16 protein-coding genes, 2 CRISPR repeat arrays and 1 riboswitch are annotated in these 19,865 nt (G+C 36.9%); of the genes, 5 read left to right on the forward strand and 11 right to left on the reverse strand.

Features of this window, described 5'->3' with window-relative positions; all coding sequences use genetic code 11:
- The first annotated feature begins 58 nt into the window (after positions 1 to 58).
- On the forward strand, positions 59 to 817 hold the full coding sequence (locus H3T83_RS04235) for an MlaA family lipoprotein (RefSeq protein ID WP_065579010.1): 759 nt from the start codon (positions 59 to 61) through the stop codon (positions 815 to 817).
- 45 nt (positions 818 to 862) lie between these two features.
- Here H3T83_RS04235 and H3T83_RS04240 read toward each other — a convergent pair whose 3' ends face one another.
- Positions 863 to 1,660 (reverse strand): TIGR03915 family putative DNA repair protein, encoded by a 798-nt coding sequence (locus tag H3T83_RS04240; RefSeq protein WP_198215186.1) that lies wholly within the window; start codon positions 1,658 to 1,660, stop codon positions 863 to 865.
- A 3-nt stretch (positions 1,661 to 1,663) separates the two neighbouring features.
- Positions 1,664 to 2,929, reverse strand: coding sequence for a putative DNA modification/repair radical SAM protein (locus H3T83_RS04245; RefSeq protein ID WP_086356973.1), 1,266 nt, complete (start codon positions 2,927 to 2,929; stop codon positions 1,664 to 1,666).
- A 311-nt stretch (positions 2,930 to 3,240) separates the two neighbouring features.
- Between H3T83_RS04245 and fabB the strand changes: the two genes are divergently transcribed.
- Positions 3,241 to 4,452 (forward strand): beta-ketoacyl-ACP synthase I, encoded by a 1,212-nt coding sequence (gene fabB / locus H3T83_RS04250; RefSeq protein WP_065578940.1) that lies wholly within the window; start codon positions 3,241 to 3,243, stop codon positions 4,450 to 4,452.
- A 163-nt stretch (positions 4,453 to 4,615) separates the two neighbouring features.
- Positions 4,616 to 4,884: a CRISPR direct-repeat array (repeat unit 28 nt; unit sequence TTTCTAAGCTACCTACACGGTAGTGAAC).
- Between the two features lie 656 nt (positions 4,885 to 5,540).
- On the opposite strand, the gene H3T83_RS04255 is transcribed toward fabB, so the two are convergent.
- Both H3T83_RS04255 and H3T83_RS04260 read right to left on the reverse strand, forming a co-directional pair.
- The gene (locus tag H3T83_RS04255; RefSeq protein ID WP_198215188.1) at positions 5,541 to 5,681 is read right to left on the reverse strand and encodes a hypothetical protein; all 141 of its coding nucleotides are present in this window, start codon (positions 5,679 to 5,681) and stop codon (positions 5,541 to 5,543) included.
- Between the two features lie 159 nt (positions 5,682 to 5,840).
- Entirely contained in the window at positions 5,841 to 7,280 is a 1,440-nt protein-coding gene (locus H3T83_RS04260; RefSeq protein WP_198215189.1) for a hypothetical protein, read from the reverse strand.
- A 1,401-nt stretch (positions 7,281 to 8,681) separates the two neighbouring features.
- On the opposite strand from H3T83_RS04260, the gene asnA reads away from it, so the two are divergent.
- The gene (asnA, locus tag H3T83_RS04265) at positions 8,682 to 9,674 is read left to right on the forward strand and encodes an aspartate--ammonia ligase (RefSeq protein WP_034903383.1); all 993 of its coding nucleotides are present in this window, start codon (positions 8,682 to 8,684) and stop codon (positions 9,672 to 9,674) included.
- A 491-nt stretch (positions 9,675 to 10,165) separates the two neighbouring features.
- Positions 10,166 to 10,255: riboswitch (TPP riboswitch) on the reverse strand.
- 147 nt (positions 10,256 to 10,402) lie between these two features.
- Here asnA and H3T83_RS04270 read toward each other — a convergent pair.
- The 4 genes from H3T83_RS04270 to H3T83_RS04285 form a co-directional block, all read right to left on the reverse strand.
- Positions 10,403 to 10,783, reverse strand: a complete 381-nt coding sequence (locus tag H3T83_RS04270) for a DUF1161 domain-containing protein (protein ID WP_198215190.1) — start codon at positions 10,781 to 10,783, stop codon at positions 10,403 to 10,405.
- Between the two features lie 137 nt (positions 10,784 to 10,920).
- Positions 10,921 to 11,151, reverse strand: coding sequence for a hypothetical protein (locus H3T83_RS04275; RefSeq protein ID WP_034903380.1), 231 nt, complete (start codon positions 11,149 to 11,151; stop codon positions 10,921 to 10,923).
- 450 nt (positions 11,152 to 11,601) lie between these two features.
- Positions 11,602 to 11,865, reverse strand: a complete 264-nt coding sequence (locus tag H3T83_RS04280; RefSeq protein WP_034903376.1) for a SemiSWEET family transporter — start codon at positions 11,863 to 11,865, stop codon at positions 11,602 to 11,604.
- Between the two features lie 424 nt (positions 11,866 to 12,289).
- Entirely contained in the window at positions 12,290 to 13,690 is a 1,401-nt protein-coding gene (locus tag H3T83_RS04285) for a PLP-dependent aminotransferase family protein (RefSeq protein WP_198215191.1), read from the reverse strand.
- 150 nt (positions 13,691 to 13,840) lie between these two features.
- Between H3T83_RS04285 and pdxS the strand changes: the two genes are divergently transcribed.
- Complete coding sequence (gene pdxS / locus H3T83_RS04290; protein WP_065614193.1) at positions 13,841 to 14,728, forward strand: pyridoxal 5'-phosphate synthase lyase subunit PdxS; 888 nt, start codon at positions 13,841 to 13,843, stop codon at positions 14,726 to 14,728.
- Positions 14,728 to 15,321: a pyridoxal 5'-phosphate synthase glutaminase subunit PdxT gene (gene pdxT / locus H3T83_RS04295; protein WP_198215192.1), complete on the forward strand. Its 594-nt coding sequence runs from the start codon at positions 14,728 to 14,730 to the stop codon at positions 15,319 to 15,321. Before pdxS ends, pdxT begins: the two co-directional genes overlap by 1 nt.
- Positions 15,322 to 15,609: 288 nt before the next feature.
- Here pdxT and H3T83_RS04300 read toward each other — a convergent pair whose 3' ends face one another.
- The 3 genes from H3T83_RS04300 to H3T83_RS04310 form a co-directional block, all read right to left on the reverse strand.
- Complete coding sequence (locus tag H3T83_RS04300) at positions 15,610 to 17,043, reverse strand: hypothetical protein (RefSeq protein WP_198215193.1); 1,434 nt, start codon at positions 17,041 to 17,043, stop codon at positions 15,610 to 15,612.
- Between the two features lie 434 nt (positions 17,044 to 17,477).
- Positions 17,478 to 17,626: direct repeats of the CRISPR family, unit length 29 nt; unit sequence ATTTCTAAACTACCTACACGGTAGTGAAC.
- A gap of 519 nt (positions 17,627 to 18,145) precedes the next feature.
- Positions 18,146 to 18,586, reverse strand: a complete 441-nt coding sequence (locus H3T83_RS04305) for a hypothetical protein (protein ID WP_198215194.1) — start codon at positions 18,584 to 18,586, stop codon at positions 18,146 to 18,148.
- A 73-nt stretch (positions 18,587 to 18,659) separates the two neighbouring features.
- Positions 18,660 to 19,571 (reverse strand): hypothetical protein, encoded by a 912-nt coding sequence (locus H3T83_RS04310; RefSeq protein WP_198215195.1) that lies wholly within the window; start codon positions 19,569 to 19,571, stop codon positions 18,660 to 18,662.
- Positions 19,572 to 19,865 lie beyond the last annotated feature (294 nt).

Genomic DNA, 19,865 nt, shown 5'->3' on the forward strand with positions numbered 1-19,865 from the left:
AAGCAAACATGATACAATCCTTACATTCGACATTTTATCACTTATATTCGGTAGCATTATGAGAAAAAAAATTATAGGTATGATGTTCTCGGTTTTAGCACTGACGGGTTGTGCGACCTATAAGGCTGAAACAAATAGTTATAGTGACCCGTTATCGGGTTTTAATAAAACCATGTTTAATGTTAACTACTATGCGCTTGACCCTTATATTTTGCGCCCTGCTGCCGTAGTGTGGAAAGATTATGTACCAACACCAGTTCGTAAAGGGGTAGTTAATTTTTCATCTAACCTTTCTGAACCAGCATCAATGGTAAATAGTGCTTTACAAGGTGAAGGGCATGAAGCCGGTAAACATTTAGCAAGATTCTTTATTAATACCGTTTTTGGTGTTGCCGGTTTATTTGATGTTGCAAGTGTAGCAGATCCTCAATTACAAAAAGGACCTAAACGTGGTTTTGGTGATACATTAGGTCATTACGATGTCCCTTATGGCCCTTATGTTGTATTACCTTTCTATGGTTCGGCAACACTTCGTCAAGAAGGTGGTGATCTGGTTGATACTTTATATCCACCACTTGTTTGGATCGATTGGCAATGGGCACTGGTTCGCGGTGTATTTGATGGCATTGAAGCTCGTGCTGTGGCTATTGAGTATGAAGATTTAATTAAAAATAGTGATGACCCATACAACTTTATGCGTAATGCTTACTTCCAGCGCAATGACTTTAATGCTTCTGGTGGTAAAGTTGATGAGCAAAAAGAACAACAACGCCAACAAAGCATTAACGGCATTCTTGATGAAATTGATGCCCAATAAATTTTACTATTTATCATTAATTAACGCCGATTTATTCGGCGTTTTTTATTTGCCTTGCATTTCGGGTAAATGGTGCCAAAACCGTCTAGGCATATTTTGCCTTTGTAATCTTGGATTGATTCGTTCCTTAATGGTTAAGGCCTGACAATAACGATTCCACATGGTTTGAAACAATTTTTCATCATCAGTTAGATAATCTTGGTTAATTTGCTTATTAATGATCAGAGGATCGTTATCGTTCAAGCAGATTTGCTCAATCTTATCTAAATCATAAAAATAACCATATTGGCGTTTTTCATCATAAATTGCCCATTTTTGATCGGCATAACGATCTTTAAAAAATCGAGTGGTTAACGGTAAAGCGTTATATATAGGCTCTATAACCGCAAAGTAAATTTTGTCATTATTATCACAACTGTTGGCTGGATTTTGAATGCTATTGAAACGAACAAATTGCTGAATATGATGTTTTTCTTTATTTACCTTTTTAGCTATATCATAAACAGCTAACACATCCGCATCAGCAAAATCAGTTTCAATCGAATTGGTTGACTTAAATACTTTACAAATATAGCGAAAAATAATTAAATCACTTTCAGGTAATTCTGAAAGCCAAGTAAACAAGAGTTGATTTAGTGCAATCTGCGATAATTTTTTTTGCAGTGCAGTATAAACACGCTCATATTTACTATTGCGATATTCGACTTGATGAAAATCGGTAACCAAAAGTGGCATATCCTCACCTTCAACTAATAGACATTCAGGCATTTTTTTTAGTTTAAATGCATCAAATACCGCACACATTAGTCCTTCGAAAGATTTATCATAATAAAACGCCAGCATAAATTACCATCCCATAACCAGTTGTTGTGGAATAGATTGTTGTTTTACTTCAAGCCGAGGCGAATCTTGTAAACTTAGGCGTATATATTCAGCAGACGAATCCAGTACTTTGAAAGTATTCATTTCATGACAAATAATAAAAAACTGTGCACGTTTTAACACCACACCAATACGTTTAAGCGCTTCTTTATTTAGTTTGCGATGTCGTCTTGCCATAACAATTAATTTTGCTGATTTAACGCCAATACCTGGTACGCGCAAGATTTTTTGGTAACTATCCCGATTGATATCAACCGGAAAAAATTGCGGATTACGAATCGCCCAAGATAATTTGGGATCAACCGTCAAATCTAGATCTGGATGTTCATCATTTACAATTTCATCGACACTAAAATCATAAAAACGAAGTAACCAATCTGCCTGATATAAACGATTTTCTCTTACTCTTGGTACTTCTTGCAAAACCGGTAATCGCTTATCATAACTATTTACTGGAATAAATCCCGAATAGTAAACCCGTTTCATACTTGGTCGCTTATATAGCTTGGCGGTGAGCTGTAAAATTTGATTATCGGTTTCATCTGTCGCACCAATAATCACCTGAGTACTTTGCCCTGCCGGAACAAATTTTGGTGTTGATTTGATTTTTTTACGATCTTCGATATTTTCTAGCAAATTTTGCTGGATATGTCGCATTGGTTGATAAATGGTTTGATGATCTTTATCTGGCGCCAATAATTTCAAATTACGCTCGGTAGGGATCTCTAAATTGACACTCATTCGATCAACAAGTAAACCAGCTTCACGAATTAATTCATTGCTAGCACCGGGAATCGCCTTCATATGGATATAACCATTAAAGTTATATTCTTGCCGTAATATTTTGACCACACGAATCATTTTTTCCATAGTGTGATCAGCACTACGGACAATACCCGAACTTAAAAACAGCCCTTCAATATAATTGCGACGATAAAATTCAATCGTCAGTTCCGCTAACTCTTTCGGCGTAAATCCTGCACGAGGAATATCATTACTCTGGCGATTGATACAATAAGCACAGTCAAACATGCAATAATTAGTTAACATGATTTTTAACAGCGAAACGCATCGACCATCAGCAGTAAATGAATGGCAAATACCACAGCGAGAAGCACTACCAATACCTTTACTTTTATTACTGCGTGAAGTACCACTTGAAGCACATGAAATATCATATTTTGCAGATTCGGCTAAAATCTCAAGCTTTGAGATCATTTTCTCTTGAATCATAATCATCACCAATAACTGTATATATTTACAGTATTATAGTGATTTTATTGGTATAAGCAAGTTAATAATCAGATCGAATTTAAAAAATATTTGTTCAATAAACTCGCGATTAAGACTGATTTAATCAAGATATTATTAATAGAACGTAAATATAATCATATTGATTGATTTATTGACCTGTCATGCCAATTTTATTTATTAACTTAACAAATAAAATCAATCTGGGGGTATTGTTCAGCTTACAAGTGTACGCTATAATCAGACCAATTTTTCATATGAAGCCAGTTAACTTAGGAGTAGAGCATTAGATGAAACGTGTAGTAATTACAGGATTAGGTATTCTTTCAAGCATTGGGAATAATACCAAAGAAGTTTTAGAGTCGTTAAGAGTAGGCCGAAGTGGTATTACTTTTTCGCAAGAAATGAAAGATAGCGGAATGCGTAGTCATGTTTGTGGTAATGTTAAATTAGATACAACTGGATTAATCGATCGAAAAGTTGTCCGTTTTATGAACGATGCGTCTATTTATGGATATCTTGCGCTACAACAAGCAATCGAAGATGCAAAATTAACCCCAGAGCAAGTATCTAATCCACGTACAGGCCTTATCGCTGGTTATGGTGGCTCAACCAAAACTCAATATAATGTTGTTGCCGGCATGAAAGAAAAAGGTTTAAGAGGTGTTGGCCCTTATGCAGTAACAAAATCGATGTCATCGGCAATTTCTGCATGTTTAGCGACACCATTTAAAATTAAAGGTGTTAGCTACTCAATGACTTCTGCTTGTGCAACATCAGTACACTGCATTGGTCATGCAGCTGAACTTATTCAACTTGGTAAACAAGATGTCGTGTTTGCTGGTGGTGGTGAAGAGTTATGTTGGGAAATGTCATGCGAATTTGATGCTATGGGCGCATTATCAACTAAATATAACGACACACCAGAAAAAGCATCTCGTGCCTATGATAAAAACCGTGATGGTTTTGTAATCGCAGGCGGTGCCGGAATGGTAGTAGTTGAAGAACTTGAGCATGCTCTTGCCCGTGGTGCACATATCTATGGTGAACTTGTTGGTTATGGGGCAACATCAGACGGTTATGACATGGTTGCGCCATCTGGTGAAGGGGCAATGCGTTGTATGCAGCTTGCTATTCAAGATCTTGATGGACCAGTTGATTATATCAATACCCATGGTACCTCAACTCCAGTTGGTGATGTCAAAGAGTTATGGGCAATCAAACAAGTATTTGGTGATAATATCCCGGCTATCTCTTCAACTAAATCCATGACTGGTCACTCATTAAGTGCCACCGGTGCACAAGAGTTGATTTATTCACTACTTATGCTTGAACACGGCTTTATTACACCAAGTATCAATATTGACGAACTTGCAGATGAAGCAGTAGGCATGAATATTATTACCGAGCCAACCGAACGTGAATTAACCACAGTAATGTCTAATAGCTTTGGTTTCGGCGGTACTAATGCGTCAATTGTCATGAAAAAATACCAAGGATAATTGTAAAATTATCTAACCAATAATAAAAAACCGTTCATAATGAAGTGACCCCCAATAGTTGGACAACCAATTACTGGGGGTTTTTTTATTTAACAAAGCTATAACTAATTTTGATTTTTAGCTTTTTGAAAAATTTTTCCTAATCTTTTTAGAAATAATTAATATTTCAATCTACCTACACGGTAGTGAACATGTTACCTTAGCCGCGACAGCGCGAGCGCTATTTCTAAGCTACCTACACGGTAGTGAACACATCGCAAAATGGCTCGGCATTATCGTTTTATTTCTAAGCTACCTACACGGTAGTGAACTTATTATTCCCGAAAATACAGATTTTGCGGAATTTCTAAGCTACCTACACGGTAGTGAACTCCCGTGATTGCTGTGTCAATATCATCTTGAGTTTCTAAGCTACCTACACGGTAGTGAACTAGAATCCAATATACTATAAATGCAGTTGGCAAAAAGGCAAAGTCCATTTTTACCAATAAAAACCCTTTTTTTGAGCCATTTTTCAACATATTGATTTTTAAATACTTTATTTTAAGTTAAAAAAAAGGGTTAGCAATAAGTAGGAATTTAAGTTTCAAAAACCCCGTTCCTCAAAATTTTTAGTTGTTTGAGTTTCGGACGTTTTGTTGTTTGGTGACTAGTTCTATACGGTGATCACGTCCGAGTTAAGAGGGTTGGCGCCAACCCTCTTTACAATCTCCTGCGGCGACCACGCAAGTGGTCACGATGTGACTACCTTCCGCCTTCGTTCGCTTTTAACGCACCGGCTGTGATTTGTTCCTGACAAAGCACCGCCTTGGCAAACATCCCTGTTTGTCATGCTAACCTCACTCAGTTGTCAGCACGTTGCCAATGTCGCTAAATTAAATACACCAAACTTATTTGCCAAAATAAACGTTTATTATTGGAACTAGCTGATGTTATAACTAACGTTAGCGATTTATTGGATGGATTTTGGCTTTAAAAACCCCTCTCCTCAAAATTTTTTATTCTTTTCGTTTCGGACGTTTTGTTGTTTTGCGGTTGTTTCTATACAATGATTACGTCCGAGTTAAGAGGGTTGGCGCCAACCCTCTTTACAATCTCCCGCGGCGACCACGCAAGTGGTCACTGCGTGACTGCCTTCCGCCTTCGTTCGCTCTTAACGCACCGGCTGTGATTTGTTCCTGACAAAGCACCGCCTTGGCAAACATCCCTGTTTGCCATGCTAACCTCATTCAGTTGTCAGCACATTGCGAATGTCACGCCACAAAATCGTTTTTATCGCCGACTTCGTTAACGTCAACGCCATTGCCTTGGCAGGGCAATGATTGTTTAATGTCCTAACATTATTTTTTTATCCTCAGCTTCAATACCTAAGAACTAAGAAATAAGCACTAAGGATAGACACAGAATACGTTGTTGGCATTGACACCACCATAATCATCATGCCAAGTCACACTACCACTCATCGTGTAAACCAAAAAAGTTTTACTTCTATACGCCGCCCTATCTTGCGTCCAATATACACCGCCGAAGTTGTTACTGCCATAATCATCCATCCACCCCCATTCCGTGAAAAATCCTGCACCAATGTGACGCCTGATACTATTTCTAGGTGACGAAGGCGTTGCCGTTAATTCATTTATTTCATTTCCGCCATATCGACATGGATCTGAATGTTCTATAGGTTCCTGACGACAAGACGCATTAGTTAAATCACTGAGCTTTGGAAGACGGTATCCTCCAATCTTATTACACCAAGATTCCGCACTAGAATAGATACGCTGAACGTCACCACGACCAACAAACCACTGCTTTAACTCAAATCCATATTTGACCACCGCATTACCCCTACTATCACGACCAACTAACTCAAATACCTGAGGTAAAGATATTCTGTTGATTCTACCTGGATTATCTGATTTCCTTTGCGATGGTGTAGAATCAGGACCTGTAAGGGTGACTCGAACGCGGGCATTTGAATAGAACGTCATCGTCGCCGTAATACCACCATGAGAAACTGGCGCCCAAGATAAGGCCTGAGCATTAATACCACCAATATCTAAATAAAAAAACAAATTATTAGCACCAGTAGTCGGGAAGTTTAAACCATAAGACGACGGCGTAACTGACTGTGGTAGAAAACCCTTACCAGATTCCCAAACGGCAGCAGAAAGACCGTCCCGCATATAGCCGTAGAAGCCTTCCATGCCTTTAGGTCTTGCATAACAAATCACTGGCGCTGCCTTAGGATTAATATAATAAGTGGCATTACTTGCACTAAAACGACTTTCATTAGGCACACCATAACGTGTTGTTAATCTACCTCCATAACTAGATAAGGTTAATCTATATGGCGCTTTACAGATAGTCAGCACCTCATTACGGGCAACCCTATAACCGTCTTTATCTTTAATCAATAAATTTAAACTACCGGTAGCGGTGACACCATCAATCCCCTGACCATCGCCATCATCATCACCCCAATAATTATAAGGTTCGCTAATAAGTGAACTTAATTCAATATAATAATCACCATAATTCGTTGGTACCAACATACCAGTTGGTACTAACATACCAATATCAGCAAAACTCTGACCAGCAACAGGTAAAACGATAGGATTGTCTCTTGAATTATTGGTTGTGGGAGTAAATGTTCTACCATCAGAAAGGGATATCCCGAGTAGCGATTCGGTATTTGTTACCCGGGTACGACCTCCATCAAAGGTTAAATAGGGTGCTGAGCCATAAATAATATTGGTCGTTTTAGTGGTTAATGCATAGTTAGCAAAAGAGATAGACTGTAATACAACCATGGTTAATACCAAAACCATCGGCCGAGATAAAAAGGCTAAACCAAGAAATTTTGAAAAATTTTGCCAGAATTTCGGAAATTTTGGAAATTGTCGAAATAATAAACTGCAGTGAAATAATAAACGATGTGAGCTTAACTTTAGAAAGATGAAATTATAGGTTGGGCAGGTTGCGTGTTGCGTGTTGCGTGTTGAAAATTATAATCCATATCAGATATCCTTGTCAATCCAATTTTATGATTTATTTAAAATTTTAAGCCTAATGGCATAAAATTTATCCATTCGTATAAATATGCTATAAAAGTATAGTGATTGGAAAAAACCATGCAACTTTTTTTGGCGGTTTAATTGTTAACTTTTGTAAAGATTAATGTAATATTATGTCTTAATTACGCCCTTAAAACCAATTTCGGGGAAACTTTAGGGGGATTTTTAGGCTTTAAAAACCCCTCTCCTCAAATTTTTTTGATTCTTTATTTTTTGGATTGTTTGAGTTTCGGACGTTTGTTGTTCTGCGGTTGTTTCTATACGGTGATTACGTCCGAGTTAAGAGGGTTGGCGCGAACCCTCTTTACAATCTCCCGCGGCGACCACGCAAGTGGTCACGATGTGACTGCCTTCCGTCTTCGTTCGCTCTTAACGCACCGGCTGTGATTTGTTCCTGACAAAGCACCGCCTTGGCAAACATCCCTGTTTGCCATGCTAACCTCACTCAGTTGTCAGCACATTGCGAAAGTCGCTAAATTAAATACAGCAAACTTATTTGCCAAAATAAACGTTTATGTTTATAGCAAGCTAATTTTAGTTTTAAAACCAATTTCGGAGAAACTTGGACGGGATTTTTGGCTTTAAAAACCCCGTTCCTCAAAATTTTTTGGTTGTTTGAGTTTCGGACGTTTTGTTGTTTTGTGGTTGTTTCTATACGGTGAATACGTCCGAGTTAAGAGGGTTGGCGCGAACCCTCTTTACAATCTCCCGCGGCGACCACGCAAGTGGTCACTACGTGACTGCCTTCCGCCTGCGTTCGCTTTTAACGCACCGGCTGTGATTTGTTCCTGACAAAACACAGCCTTGGCAAACATCCCTGTTTGCCATGCTAACCTCACTCAGTTGTCAGCACATTGCGAATGTCGCGAAATGAGAAGCATCAAACTTATTTGCCAAAATAAACGTTTATTATTGGAACTAGTTGATTTTATAACTAAATGGTCCTGACACTAATTATCAACAACTAATTATCAACAATAGTTGAAAAAGATAATTAGATTGTCAAAACATCATAAATAGTTATTAGTAAAAATCTGTTTTAGACGTAATAGAGATCGCTTTTTATCTCTTGTTTAAGCCGGTTAACTAGACTTGCATATTTCTGCTTTCTAGTTTAATTTAGCAACACAAATTTTTTATATTTCGAGACTAAACATGACAATATCATTTAAAGAGCAGCAACAACGAATCAATTTTGTTAAACAATTTTTTGCCGAGCAATTAGCAAATAATCTATCATTAATTGAAGTTCAAGCACCAATATTGAGTCAAATTGGTGATGGCGTTCAAGATAATTTGTCAGGTACCGAAAAAGCCGTTCAAGTTAATATTAAAAGTATTCCTAATGCACAATTCGAAGTTGTTCATTCACTAGCTAAATGGAAACGTAAAACGTTAAGTCAGCACAATTTTCCTGTTGGTGAAGGCATTTATACAAATATGAAAGCTCTGCGCCCGGATGAAGATAAACTTTCGCCTATTCACTCTGTTTATGTTGATCAATGGGATTGGGAAAAAGTGATTCGTCCTGAAGATCGCAATTTAGCTTATTTAAAACAAACGGTTGAAAAAATTTATAGTGCGATTAAAGCGACTGAAAAAGCAGTCTCTGAAAAATATCATCTATCACGTTTTTTACCCGAAACAATTACCTTTATGGATAGTGAACAACTGTTAAAACGTTATCCAAATTTATCACCGAAAGAGCGTGAAAATGCAATTACCAAAGAGTTAGGCGCTGTATTTTTAATTGGTATTGGTGGTGAATTATCAAATAATGAAAAACATGATGTCCGTGCTCCTGATTATGATGATTGGAGTAGTGATAATGAAATGGGTTCAAAAGGCTTAAATGGTGACATTTTAGTTTGGAATCCGGTGTTAAATAGTGGTTTTGAAATCTCATCAATGGGGATCCGTGTCGATCCAGAAACCTTAAAACGGCAATTAAAACTGACTAATAATGAAGATCGCCTCCAATATGCATGGCATAAAGCATTAGCTAATGGTGATTTTTTACAAACAATTGGTGGTGGAATTGGCCAATCACGATTAACCATGTTACTTTTACAGCAACAACATATTGGTCAAGTACAAGCAAGCGTTTGGGACGATGCCACTAAACAAAATTATTCAAAACTACTTTAGTTTAAAAATTGTTTAAATATAGTTCAAATTCAGCATACTTTACCCATAGTGGTAAAGTATGTTTGTTATTTAAAACGTTTATCTAAACCCATTTGCCAGAAACCAATTTCAAGTTTAGTTGCTTGCCTAAATAATTTTGTTAAATGTTCAATGCGACTATCCTCTAAATTTACTAAGCTGATCAATCAACGCAATTTCATTTGGCATTGTTTGTTGGAATTCGTTGCTAGCATATTTGTTAACCCGACTGTTATATCTATGGTTATTTCTTACGAATCAGTTTGGCGAGTCTTGTTTAACAACATTAGCAATGTGCTGATAACTGAGAGAGATTAGCATGACAAATAGCGATGTTTGACAAGGTTGTTTTTGTCATGAACAAATCACAGCCAGTGCGTTAAGAGCGAACGAAGGCAGAAGAGCGAATAGAATGACGGCATGATGACTTCTTTTTATAAAAATTAGTAATTAAGGAGTACAACAGACTTGTAGAAAAACGTGTTTTATACTCCCTTCGCCGGTACTAACCGAATCAGGTTCAACGGCTATAATCTCAGCCTAGGGCACCCCGGATAAATACAGATGAATAATAGTTCAGCAAATAAATAACAATTTTTATAAAGATAGTAGTTTATTAACCGTTACTATTTATTCAAATGTTCTTTATTTATTTATTTATTAATTAATCAACCGATAGATCTTCTATAACTATAGCTAATAATCAGTAACTATTCTGTCTTCGACTCAACTTGTTGATTATCTTTTGAAGATGGTGCTACTTTTTCTTGTTGAGAAGATTTCTCTAATTCAGCTTGTTCGGCTTGCTGATTAGAAATTGAAGACTCTTGTTGTTTTGCTTCAGTTATTACCGAATTATCTTGTGAACGAACATATACTATCTTTTGTTGACCACGATCACACGATCCGACAATTTTACCTGCAACGCCTTGCTCAGCTTGCTCGGATGGAACTAAATTTAATTGAAAACTGTTTTCATCAACACCATTGTTTTTGATTTTCTCAGCGATACTGGTACTAATTTCTTCACAATTAGAAGCTGCGGCAACCATTGGCAGACCTAACAATAAAACCACGACTAACTTTTTCATACCCTTTCCTATAAATTATAAATAATAAGTTTTGTTGCATTGTAAAACGATTGATAAAACTGTCCATATCGTTATAAGCGATATGATAAATAAATTTCATCAATTTATTAATGAAGTTTGCGCAAGATTCTAACCGATTAATCTTGCTTATGCTGACTTTCAAGTACTCTCAATTTATCTAAAACCCAACCACGAATATCGGCTAATTCAGCTTCAGACAATCGATTAACAAAATCTCTTTTTTCATGAAGTTGTTTACGATCCTCATCAGTCAAAACAACTCCTTTTAAATTTAATAATACTTCTTTACGGTACATAGAATAGATAAAATCTTTTATCAAATCGTCAGAAAGATTAATGTTAGCCATTTTGATTTCCTTATTTTATATCTTTAACGCTCATACGATTAAGTCGACATCTAAACTAATAACATCATCACTCAATGTGAAAGAGTATTAAAAAATAAACACTGTTTAATAAACAGCCGGATCTCCAATATAATCTAATCGCAAATAGATGACAATAATTGAATCTGATAATGCAAATTAAAACTTAGTTTTTTAGTTAAAACTAAATTGTGAATTATTCACTTAATTATTTGATAAGTATTTAACAAACCTGTTGATAACCTTGCAACACATTGATAAATAAAAACTTAATAGCAAGGTTAAAATTTAATCGGCAACAGAATAATCCATTTTTGAAACTAAACTGTCTATATTTGTCAACAGAAATCATCTAACAATTTGATAAAAAAATACAGCATAAGGTTTAAATTATGCTGTATTGAAATAAGACAAAGAAGTATAACAATAAATTTACAATGCCGTAAAAAATGCAATTAAACCGAACAAAACACCAGGGGAATTAGCTATAGCAATCGGCCAATCTTTTTTAGGTTGTAATAATCCATAACAAACCCATAACGAACAGTTAATTGCTGCCGCTAATGGTTGAGTTGGATTGGTTTTGAAACCATGAAGATTGTCGATAATTTGCGGAATATATGACACATACATACCTAATGATGCAATCGTTGCAACGACGCCTAAATAATGGAAAGCTTTGGGTGAAAGATTCAAGATCAGCCTACCTGCTTAATGTGAATGGAAAAATTAATCTATCATAGATAATCAGCGATTTAAACCTTATTCTACCTAGCTTTTAGACAATTTAATGTAAATAAAATGATAAAAAATAGCTGATAAAATTAGTAATATTTTGATAATAAAAATAAAAAAATTTGAGGAACGGGGTTTTTAAAGCCTAAAACCCCCACAGTTCTCTGAAATTGCTTATAAAACTAAAATCAGCTCACATCAACCATCAAAGTTTATTGCTTGCCAAGCAGTTTGCTGTATTTAATTTAGCGACATTAGCAATGTGCTGATAACTGAGTGAGATTAGCATGGCCAACAGGGATGTTTGACAAGGCAAGGCTATGTTTTGTCAGGAACTTAGATCTTTCTATAATCAATAAGTTAATGCAGATTTTATGATGTGTGATCAAAGCAAATTTTTTTCAAAATGTCCATAACTTAATCGGATAGCCCCCAACTTATCACCAAAGTCAGTACCTTGCGAAACAATGATATGTTTTGACAACAACTGATTTAATATTGTCAGTTCTTGTGCAGCATTATTAACTGGTAAATGAGCATATAAATGAAAACCTCCGGTTGGGACTCGGTAAATAACATCACCATTAAAATAATCATCCAGCCAATCCATTAATTGGTTAGCTTTATTCTGCAACTGATGGCGAAGCCATTTTTGATGTGTTTGATAATGGTGACTTAAATATTCCTCGGCTAATAGTTGCGGTAAAATACTTAACCCAGAGTCAATGTGATGGCGGATATTGGCTAATTTTTCGATAATTTCAGTTGGTGCTATCATCCAACCAATACGTATATTACGGCCGATATATTTGGATAAAGATCCTAAATAGACCACTTGATTACTTACATCAAATTTTTTAATCGGTAAAATATTGGTTTTTTCATCAAAAGCTAAGCCACTATAGGCATCATCTTCAACAATACCAATACATTGCTTTCGACAAAATGCCAGTACCTGCTTCTTGCGCTGATTACTCATCACACAACCAACTGGATTTTGAAAGATAGGATTTAGAAATAACCATTTTATTTGTCGCTCTAAGGTGACTTTCTGTAAACTCTCTAAAGTAATACCCTCATCATCACATTCAATACCGTATAAACGCAATCCTGCTGCTTGAAATAATGGTAATGAATAAAAGTATGATGGTGATTCAATACCTATCGCATCGCCAGGTTTTAATAATCCTTGGGTAATTAAAAAAAGAGATTGTTGAGTACCCGAGGTAATAAGAATTTGTTCGGTATCAACCACCATAGCAAATTGTTTCTTCATATAATAAGCAATTTGCTGCTTAAGTGAAGGAAGCCCTAATTGCAACATGTCGCTCTTCTTTTCGTAAGCAACCATTTCATGGGAAGTAATATTGGGTAATATTAATTTGGGGATCATATTGGTGGGCAAATCACCATTAGCTAAATCACAAATATGTTCCATTTGCTGCCGAACCTGTGTCACTTTTTGTTGATATACATTTTGACGATGATGATAAAAATTGGCTGGCAATCGCCAATTAATAGTCGAATAAGCTTGCAGCCCCCACTTTTGTTCATTAACAAAAGTCCCACTACCCTGCTTTCGCACTAATATCCCTCGTTCAGTTAAGATATCCAGCGCATGCACAATAGTTGAACGGTTAACTTGTAGATCCTTGGCTAAATTACGCTCCGATGGTAATCGTTCACCGGCTATTAACACACCTTGTTCGATATAGTTCTCAATCAATTGCGTGACTTTTTTAAATAATGCGCCATTAAAAAGGCTTAATTTTTGTTTATTCCACATCTTTTATTTTTAAAGTTTCCTAGAACTTATTACCTTAAAAGCAAAATTGGATGGGTTAATTATAGTCCAATTGGCTGTTTATTGCAGTGCTTTAATTTTGAATAATAGTCCTGACATTAGACAACTAACATTAATTAATCAGGAGTAGCAATGAAACAACATACCGGTACACAAACAGTAAAACGTGGAATGGCACAAATGCAAAAAGGCGGCGTGATAATGGATGTCATCAATGCCGAACAAGCCAAAATCGCTGAACAAGCAGGTGCCGTAGCTGTTATGGCTTTAGAACGTGTTCCTTCCGATATTCGTGCTGCTGGTGGTGTCGCAAGAATGGCCGATCCGACCATTGTTGAAGAAGTAATGAAAGCAGTAACAATTCCTGTTATGGCGAAAGCAAGAATTGGCCATATCGTTGAAGCACGTATTTTAGAGTCAATGGGAGTGGATTATATTGATGAAAGCGAAGTGCTAACGCCTGCTGATGAACAATATCACTTATTGAAAGATGAATTTACTGTGCCTTTTGTCTGTGGCTGTCGTGATTTGGGTGAAGCATTACGCCGAATTGGTGAAGGTGCCTCTATGTTACGCACCAAAGGTGAGCCAGGAACAGGCAACATTGTTGAAGCGGTTAGACATATGCGTCGTGTCAATGAACAAATTCGTTTAGTCGTTGGCAAATCAAAGGATGAACTTATGACATTGGCCAAAGAAATTGGCGCGCCATATGAGTTAGTATTACAAATTAAACAACTTGGAAAATTACCTGTGGTTAATTTTGCTGCTGGCGGTGTAGCTACGCCTGCTGATGCAGCATTAATGATGCAACTTGGTGCGGATGGTGTATTTGTTGGTTCGGGTATTTTTAAATCACAAAATCCAGAAAAATTTGCTAAAGCGATTGTTCAAGCAACTACTTATTTTGATGATTATCCAAGATTAGCTGAATTATCCAAAGGATTGGGTGAAGCCATGAAAGGGATTGAAATCAGTAAATTAACCGAATCAGAAAGAATGCAAGATCGAGGCTGGTAATGACAACAATTGCCAACTTAAAAGCTAACAAAATCATTGGGGTGCTTAACTTACAAGGTGCCGTAACTGAACATTTAAACATGTTGGCTAGCATTGAATTGGTGCGTCCTATTGCAGTTAAAAAACCTGAACAATTATATCAACTTGATGGCTTAATTATTCCCGGTGGTGAATCAACAGCAATCAGTCGTTTAATTAGACAAAATGATTTATTTGAGCCAATCCAAGCATTTGCTAAACAAGGTAAAGGTATTTTTGGCACCTGCGCTGGGTTAGTTCTTTGCGGAACTGAAACCAGCCATAATGAGGTTGAACAACTGGGACTAATAGATATTATTGTCGAACGAAATGGCTTTGGGCGGCAAATAAATAGCTTCGAAACAGTGTTAGATATTGCACCTATCGGTCAGCAAATTCCAGCGGTATTTATTCGTGCCCCCTATATTGCCACAGCAGGTAAACAAGTAAAACAACTCGCTTTTGTTGATAATCATTGTGTAATGGCGGAACAAGATAATATTCTGCTATGTTCATTCCATCCAGAACTAACTACCGATAACCGCATAATGCGCTATTTTGTTGAAAAATGTTAACGCTTAAAATGTAGTCCATTTTTAAACTATAAAAATAGCAAATTTTAGTAATATTTGATTATTGGCACTAATTATTAGTGCCATTTTTTTGTCTTAAAACCCCCTCTCCTCAAAATTTTTGGGTTATTTGAGTTTCGGACGTTTTGTTGTTTTGTAGTTAGTTTTGCGGTTATTTCTATACGGTGATTACGTCCGAGTTAAGAGGGTTGGCACGAACCCTCATTGCCTTGACAAGGCAATGATTGTTTAATGTCCTAACCTTTCTTTTCATATACCTAGCTCATTAGTTCAAGGATCAGGAAATGAAAAAAGAGGATAGGAGCAAAACCCGTACCTGACACTACCATCAAAATTATAGCGACTCATAAAACCGTCGTACGCCCCCACTGAAGCCTGCGCAATAGGTGGACTTCCAATTACACCTTTCACCCAATAATCTGCGAGCTCGAAATTGGCACCAGTGTAATTGGCCATTTTCCCCCATTCCGCGAAGAATCCTACTTCAATGTCACGTATATATGAATTATTTTGTGACCTCGACTTACCATTATGACTAACACCAGAATACATATTTAGACAATGAGGACCTGCACCATATCCCTCACAATCCGAATTAGTTACATGACCTAAATGAGGTATCTGATAACCAATTTTTGTACACCATGATGATACATTTGAATAAGTGTACATACCCTTACCACGATTGACGAACCACAACTTTAACACAAAACCATACTTGACCACCGCATTACCACTGCTATCACGACCAACTAGCTCAAATGTCTGCGGCAAAGAGGGTTTATCGATTTCATCTGGATTATCTGAACGCTGTTGCTCAGAGTCTGTAATGGCAGGACCTGTTAGAGTAACATGAACACTGGTCTTTGTTGAATTGGTCATTGTCGCCGTAATACCACTATGCTTAACTGGCTCCCAATATAAGTCCTGATTATTACCACCTATCTCTAAATCAAAATACAAACCATTAGCACCTGTAGTTGGGAAGTTTAAACCATAAGACGATGGAGTAACTGACTGTGTTAGAAAACCTCTATCTGGGTGCCATATGTCAGCAGGGCCAGCAGAAATTTCAGGTTTATAACCTGTGCCACCGAATTGCAAGCTAGGTTTAGCAAAACAAATCTCTGGCGCTGCCTTAGGATTAATATAATAGGTGGCATTACTTGCACTAAAACGACTTTCATTAGGCACACCATAACGTGTTTTTAATGTACCTTCAGTATTAGATAAGGTTAATTTATATGGTGAATTACAATTAGTCAGCACTTCATTATGAGATACAGCATGATTCAATTTATCAACAATAGATAAGCTTAAATTACCGGTAGCGGTTATATCATTAGTACCCTGACCATCGCCATCATCATCACCCCAATAATTATTGGGCGGACCAATAACTGAAGTTAATTCAACAGAATCAGTATTCGTTGGTATAAACATACCAATATCATTAAAACTCTGACCAGCAACAGGTAAAACGATAGGATTGTCAAAACTCGAATCATTGGTTGTGGGAGTAAATGTTCTACCATCAGAAAGGTATATCCCGACTAGGGCTTCGCTATTTGTCGCCTGGGTAAGACCGCCATCAAAGGTTAAATAAGGAGCTGAACCTTGAATAATATTGGTCGTTTTAGTGGTTAATGCATAATTAGAAAAAGAGATAGACTGTAAAACAACCGCGGTTAATACCAAAACCATTTGCCGAGATAAAAAGGCTAAACTAAGAAATGTTGAAAACCCTTGCCGAATTTGCTGGAAAAATAAATTGTAGTGAGATAATAGATCGTGCGAGCTTAACTTTGCTAACGTTAAATTATAGGTTGGGCAGGTTTGGTGTTTGGTGTTTGGTGTTGTAAATTATAATGCATTTTGACGTTCCTGTCAAGTAATTATATGATTTTTTTGGTTTTATTTTATTTCAATCGGCTAAATATCCGTCGAATATTGTTTATTATAAACACTTGAAGTATAGTCATAAAAAAAATCTAAGCAATAGTATTTAATTGTTTATTTGTTAAATTTTGTAAATATTATTATTAAGTTAGGTAATTAAAGCATAGTTTTAATTCTTGAAAATGTATTTTTCAATTTTGGGGTATAACATACGATATAAATAATAAAGAGATTGTAACATTTCTAAACTACCTACACGGTAGTGAACGGGAGTAAATAAAAATGAATAATACATTTGTATTTCTAAACTACCTACACGGTAGTGAACATACAAATCTTTCGCCATGCCAACATTATTGATTTCTAAACTACCTACACGGTAGTGAACTAGAATCCCATATACTATAAATGCAGTTGGCAAAAAGAAAAAGCGCAATTTTACTATTAAAAACCCTTTTTTTGAGCCATTTTTCAACATATTGATTTTTAAATACTTTATTTTAAGTAAAAAAAAAGGGTTAGCAATAAGTAGGAATTTAAGTTTCAAAAACCCCGTTCCTCAATTTTTTTTGGTTGTTTTAGTTTCGGACGTTTTGTTGTTTGGTGGTTATTTCTATGCGGTGATTACGTCCGAGTTAAGAGGGTTGGCGCGAACCCTCTTTACAATCTCCCGCGGCGACCACGCAAGTGGTCACGATGTGACTGCCTTCCGCCTTCGTTCGCTCTTAACGCACCGGCTGTGATTTGTTCCTGACAAAGCACCGCCTTGGCAAACATCCCTGTTTGCCATGCTAACCTCACTCAGTTGTCAGCACATTGCGAATGTCGCGCCACAAAATCGTTTTTATCGCCCTAACGTTATTTTTCTTATCCTTAGCTTCAATACCTAAGAACTAAGAAATAATAGCTAAGGATAGACACAGAGTCCGGAGGCGTAGCCGCTTCCATCATATATAAAGCCACCATAACCATCACTGTAAACCTTATGGTATCCCTGAACGTTGTTCTCACTCGTCTGATCACTCGTCCAATATCTACCATTTTCGATGAAGGTGAAGACATTAGAGTTGATGCCAAGATGGAAAATGGACATTTCCCCCCATTCCGTGAACAATCCTCCACCAATGTGATTCAAGGCACGATTATAAGGTGACGAAGGCGTTGCACCTTCTGCACCTTGACACACATCTTGACTCTGCCCCCAAGCTGGTTGACAAGTCGCATTAGTTAAATCACTGGCCTTTGGGACACGGTATCCAAAACTATTACACTTAGATGATACAAAAGAATGGGAACCTCCACCACCAACAACAAACCACTGCTTTAACACAAAACCATATTTGACCACCGCATTACCACTGCTATCACGACCGACTAACTCAAATGTCTGCGGTAAAGATGGTCTGGCGATTTGACCTAAATTATTTGATTGCCATTGTGAGCGTGTAACAACAGGACCAGTTAGGGTGACTCGAACCCCCCCTGTAGTATGATGAATTGGTCATAGTAGCAGTAATACCACCATGAGAAACCGGCGCCCAAGATAAGTTCTGATTAATACCAATACCACCTATCTTTAAATCAAATGTCAAACCATTAGAACCAGTAGTCGGGAAGTTTAAACCATAAGACGATGGTGTAACTGACTGTGGTAGATACCCCCCCATACGCCTGTTCCAAACGGCATCAGAAAGCCCATTATTTCGATATCTGCCTGTGGCGTTAGAGCTTGCATAACAAATGAATGGCGATGATTCTTTCTTAGGATTAATATAATAAGTGACGCTACCTGACGTAAAATAACTTTCATTAGGCACACCATAACGTGTTTTTAATCTACCGCTAGTATTAGATAAGATTAATCTATATGGCGCTTGATCGGTACAAATAGTCAGCACTTCATTACGGGCAACAGCTCGACCATTTTTATCGCTAATGTATAACCTTAAACTACCGGTAGCGGTGATACCATTAACTCCCTGACCATCGCCATCATCATCCCCCCAATAATTATACGGTGTGCCAATAAGTGAACTTAATTCAATAGAATTAGTATCCGTTGGTACTAACATACCAATATCTGCAAAACTCTGACCAGCAACAGGTAACTCGATAGGATTAGTTGAACTCGAATTATTGGTTGTGGGAGTAAATCTTCTACCATCAGAAAGGGATATCCCGAGTAGTGCTTCGGTATTGGTTACCCGGGTACGACCACCATCAAAGGTTAAATAAGGTGCTGAGCCATAAATAATATTGGTCGTTTTTGTGGTTAATGCATAATTAGCAAAAGAGATAGACTGTAAAACAATCACAGTTAATACCAAAACCATCGGCCGAGATAAACAGACTAAACTAAGAAATTTTGAAAAATTTTGCCGGAATTTCGGGAATTTAGGAAATTGCTGAAATAATAAACTACTGTGAAATAATAAACGGTGTGAGCTTAATTTTAGAAAGGTGAAATTATAGGTTGGGCAGGTTGCGTGTTGCGTGTTGCGTGTTGAAAATTATAATCCATATCAGATATCCTTGTCAATCCAATTTTATGATTTATTTAAAATTTTAAGCCTAATGGCATAAAATTTATCCATTCGTATAAATATGCTATAAAAGTATAGTGATTG

The organism is Gilliamella sp. M0320, assembly GCF_016101635.1.
Lineage (GTDB): Bacteria > Pseudomonadota > Gammaproteobacteria > Enterobacterales > Orbaceae > Gilliamella > Gilliamella apis.

What these genes read in the sequence shown, in the direction of transcription:
- H3T83_RS04235 (WP_065579010.1), top strand. Translation starts at nt 59, where the DNA reads ATGAGAAAAAAAATTATAGGTATGATGTTCTCGGTTTTAGCACTGACG.
- H3T83_RS04240 (WP_198215186.1), bottom strand. Translation starts at nt 1,660, where the DNA reads ATGCTGGCGTTTTATTATGATAAATCTTTCGAAGGACTAATGTGTGCG.
- fabB (WP_065578940.1), top strand. Translation starts at nt 3,241, where the DNA reads ATGAAACGTGTAGTAATTACAGGATTAGGTATTCTTTCAAGCATTGGG.
- H3T83_RS04255 (WP_198215188.1), bottom strand. Translation starts at nt 5,681, where the DNA reads ATGAGGTTAGCATGGCAAACAGGGATGTTTGCCAAGGCGGTGCTTTGT.
- H3T83_RS04260 (WP_198215189.1), bottom strand. Translation starts at nt 7,280, where the DNA reads ATGGTTTTGGTATTAACCATGGTTGTATTACAGTCTATCTCTTTTGCT.
- asnA (WP_034903383.1), top strand. Translation starts at nt 8,682, where the DNA reads ATGACAATATCATTTAAAGAGCAGCAACAACGAATCAATTTTGTTAAA.
- H3T83_RS04270 (WP_198215190.1), bottom strand. Translation starts at nt 10,783, where the DNA reads ATGAAAAAGTTAGTCGTGGTTTTATTGTTAGGTCTGCCAATGGTTGCC.
- H3T83_RS04275 (WP_034903380.1), bottom strand. Translation starts at nt 11,151, where the DNA reads ATGGCTAACATTAATCTTTCTGACGATTTGATAAAAGATTTTATCTAT.
- H3T83_RS04285 (WP_198215191.1), bottom strand. Translation starts at nt 13,690, where the DNA reads ATGTGGAATAAACAAAAATTAAGCCTTTTTAATGGCGCATTATTTAAA.
- pdxS (WP_065614193.1), top strand. Translation starts at nt 13,841, where the DNA reads ATGAAACAACATACCGGTACACAAACAGTAAAACGTGGAATGGCACAA.
- pdxT (WP_198215192.1), top strand. Translation starts at nt 14,728, where the DNA reads ATGACAACAATTGCCAACTTAAAAGCTAACAAAATCATTGGGGTGCTT.
- H3T83_RS04300 (WP_198215193.1), bottom strand. Translation starts at nt 17,043, where the DNA reads ATGGTTTTGGTATTAACCGCGGTTGTTTTACAGTCTATCTCTTTTTCT.
- H3T83_RS04310 (WP_198215195.1), bottom strand. Translation starts at nt 19,571, where the DNA reads ATGGTTTTGGTATTAACTGTGATTGTTTTACAGTCTATCTCTTTTGCT.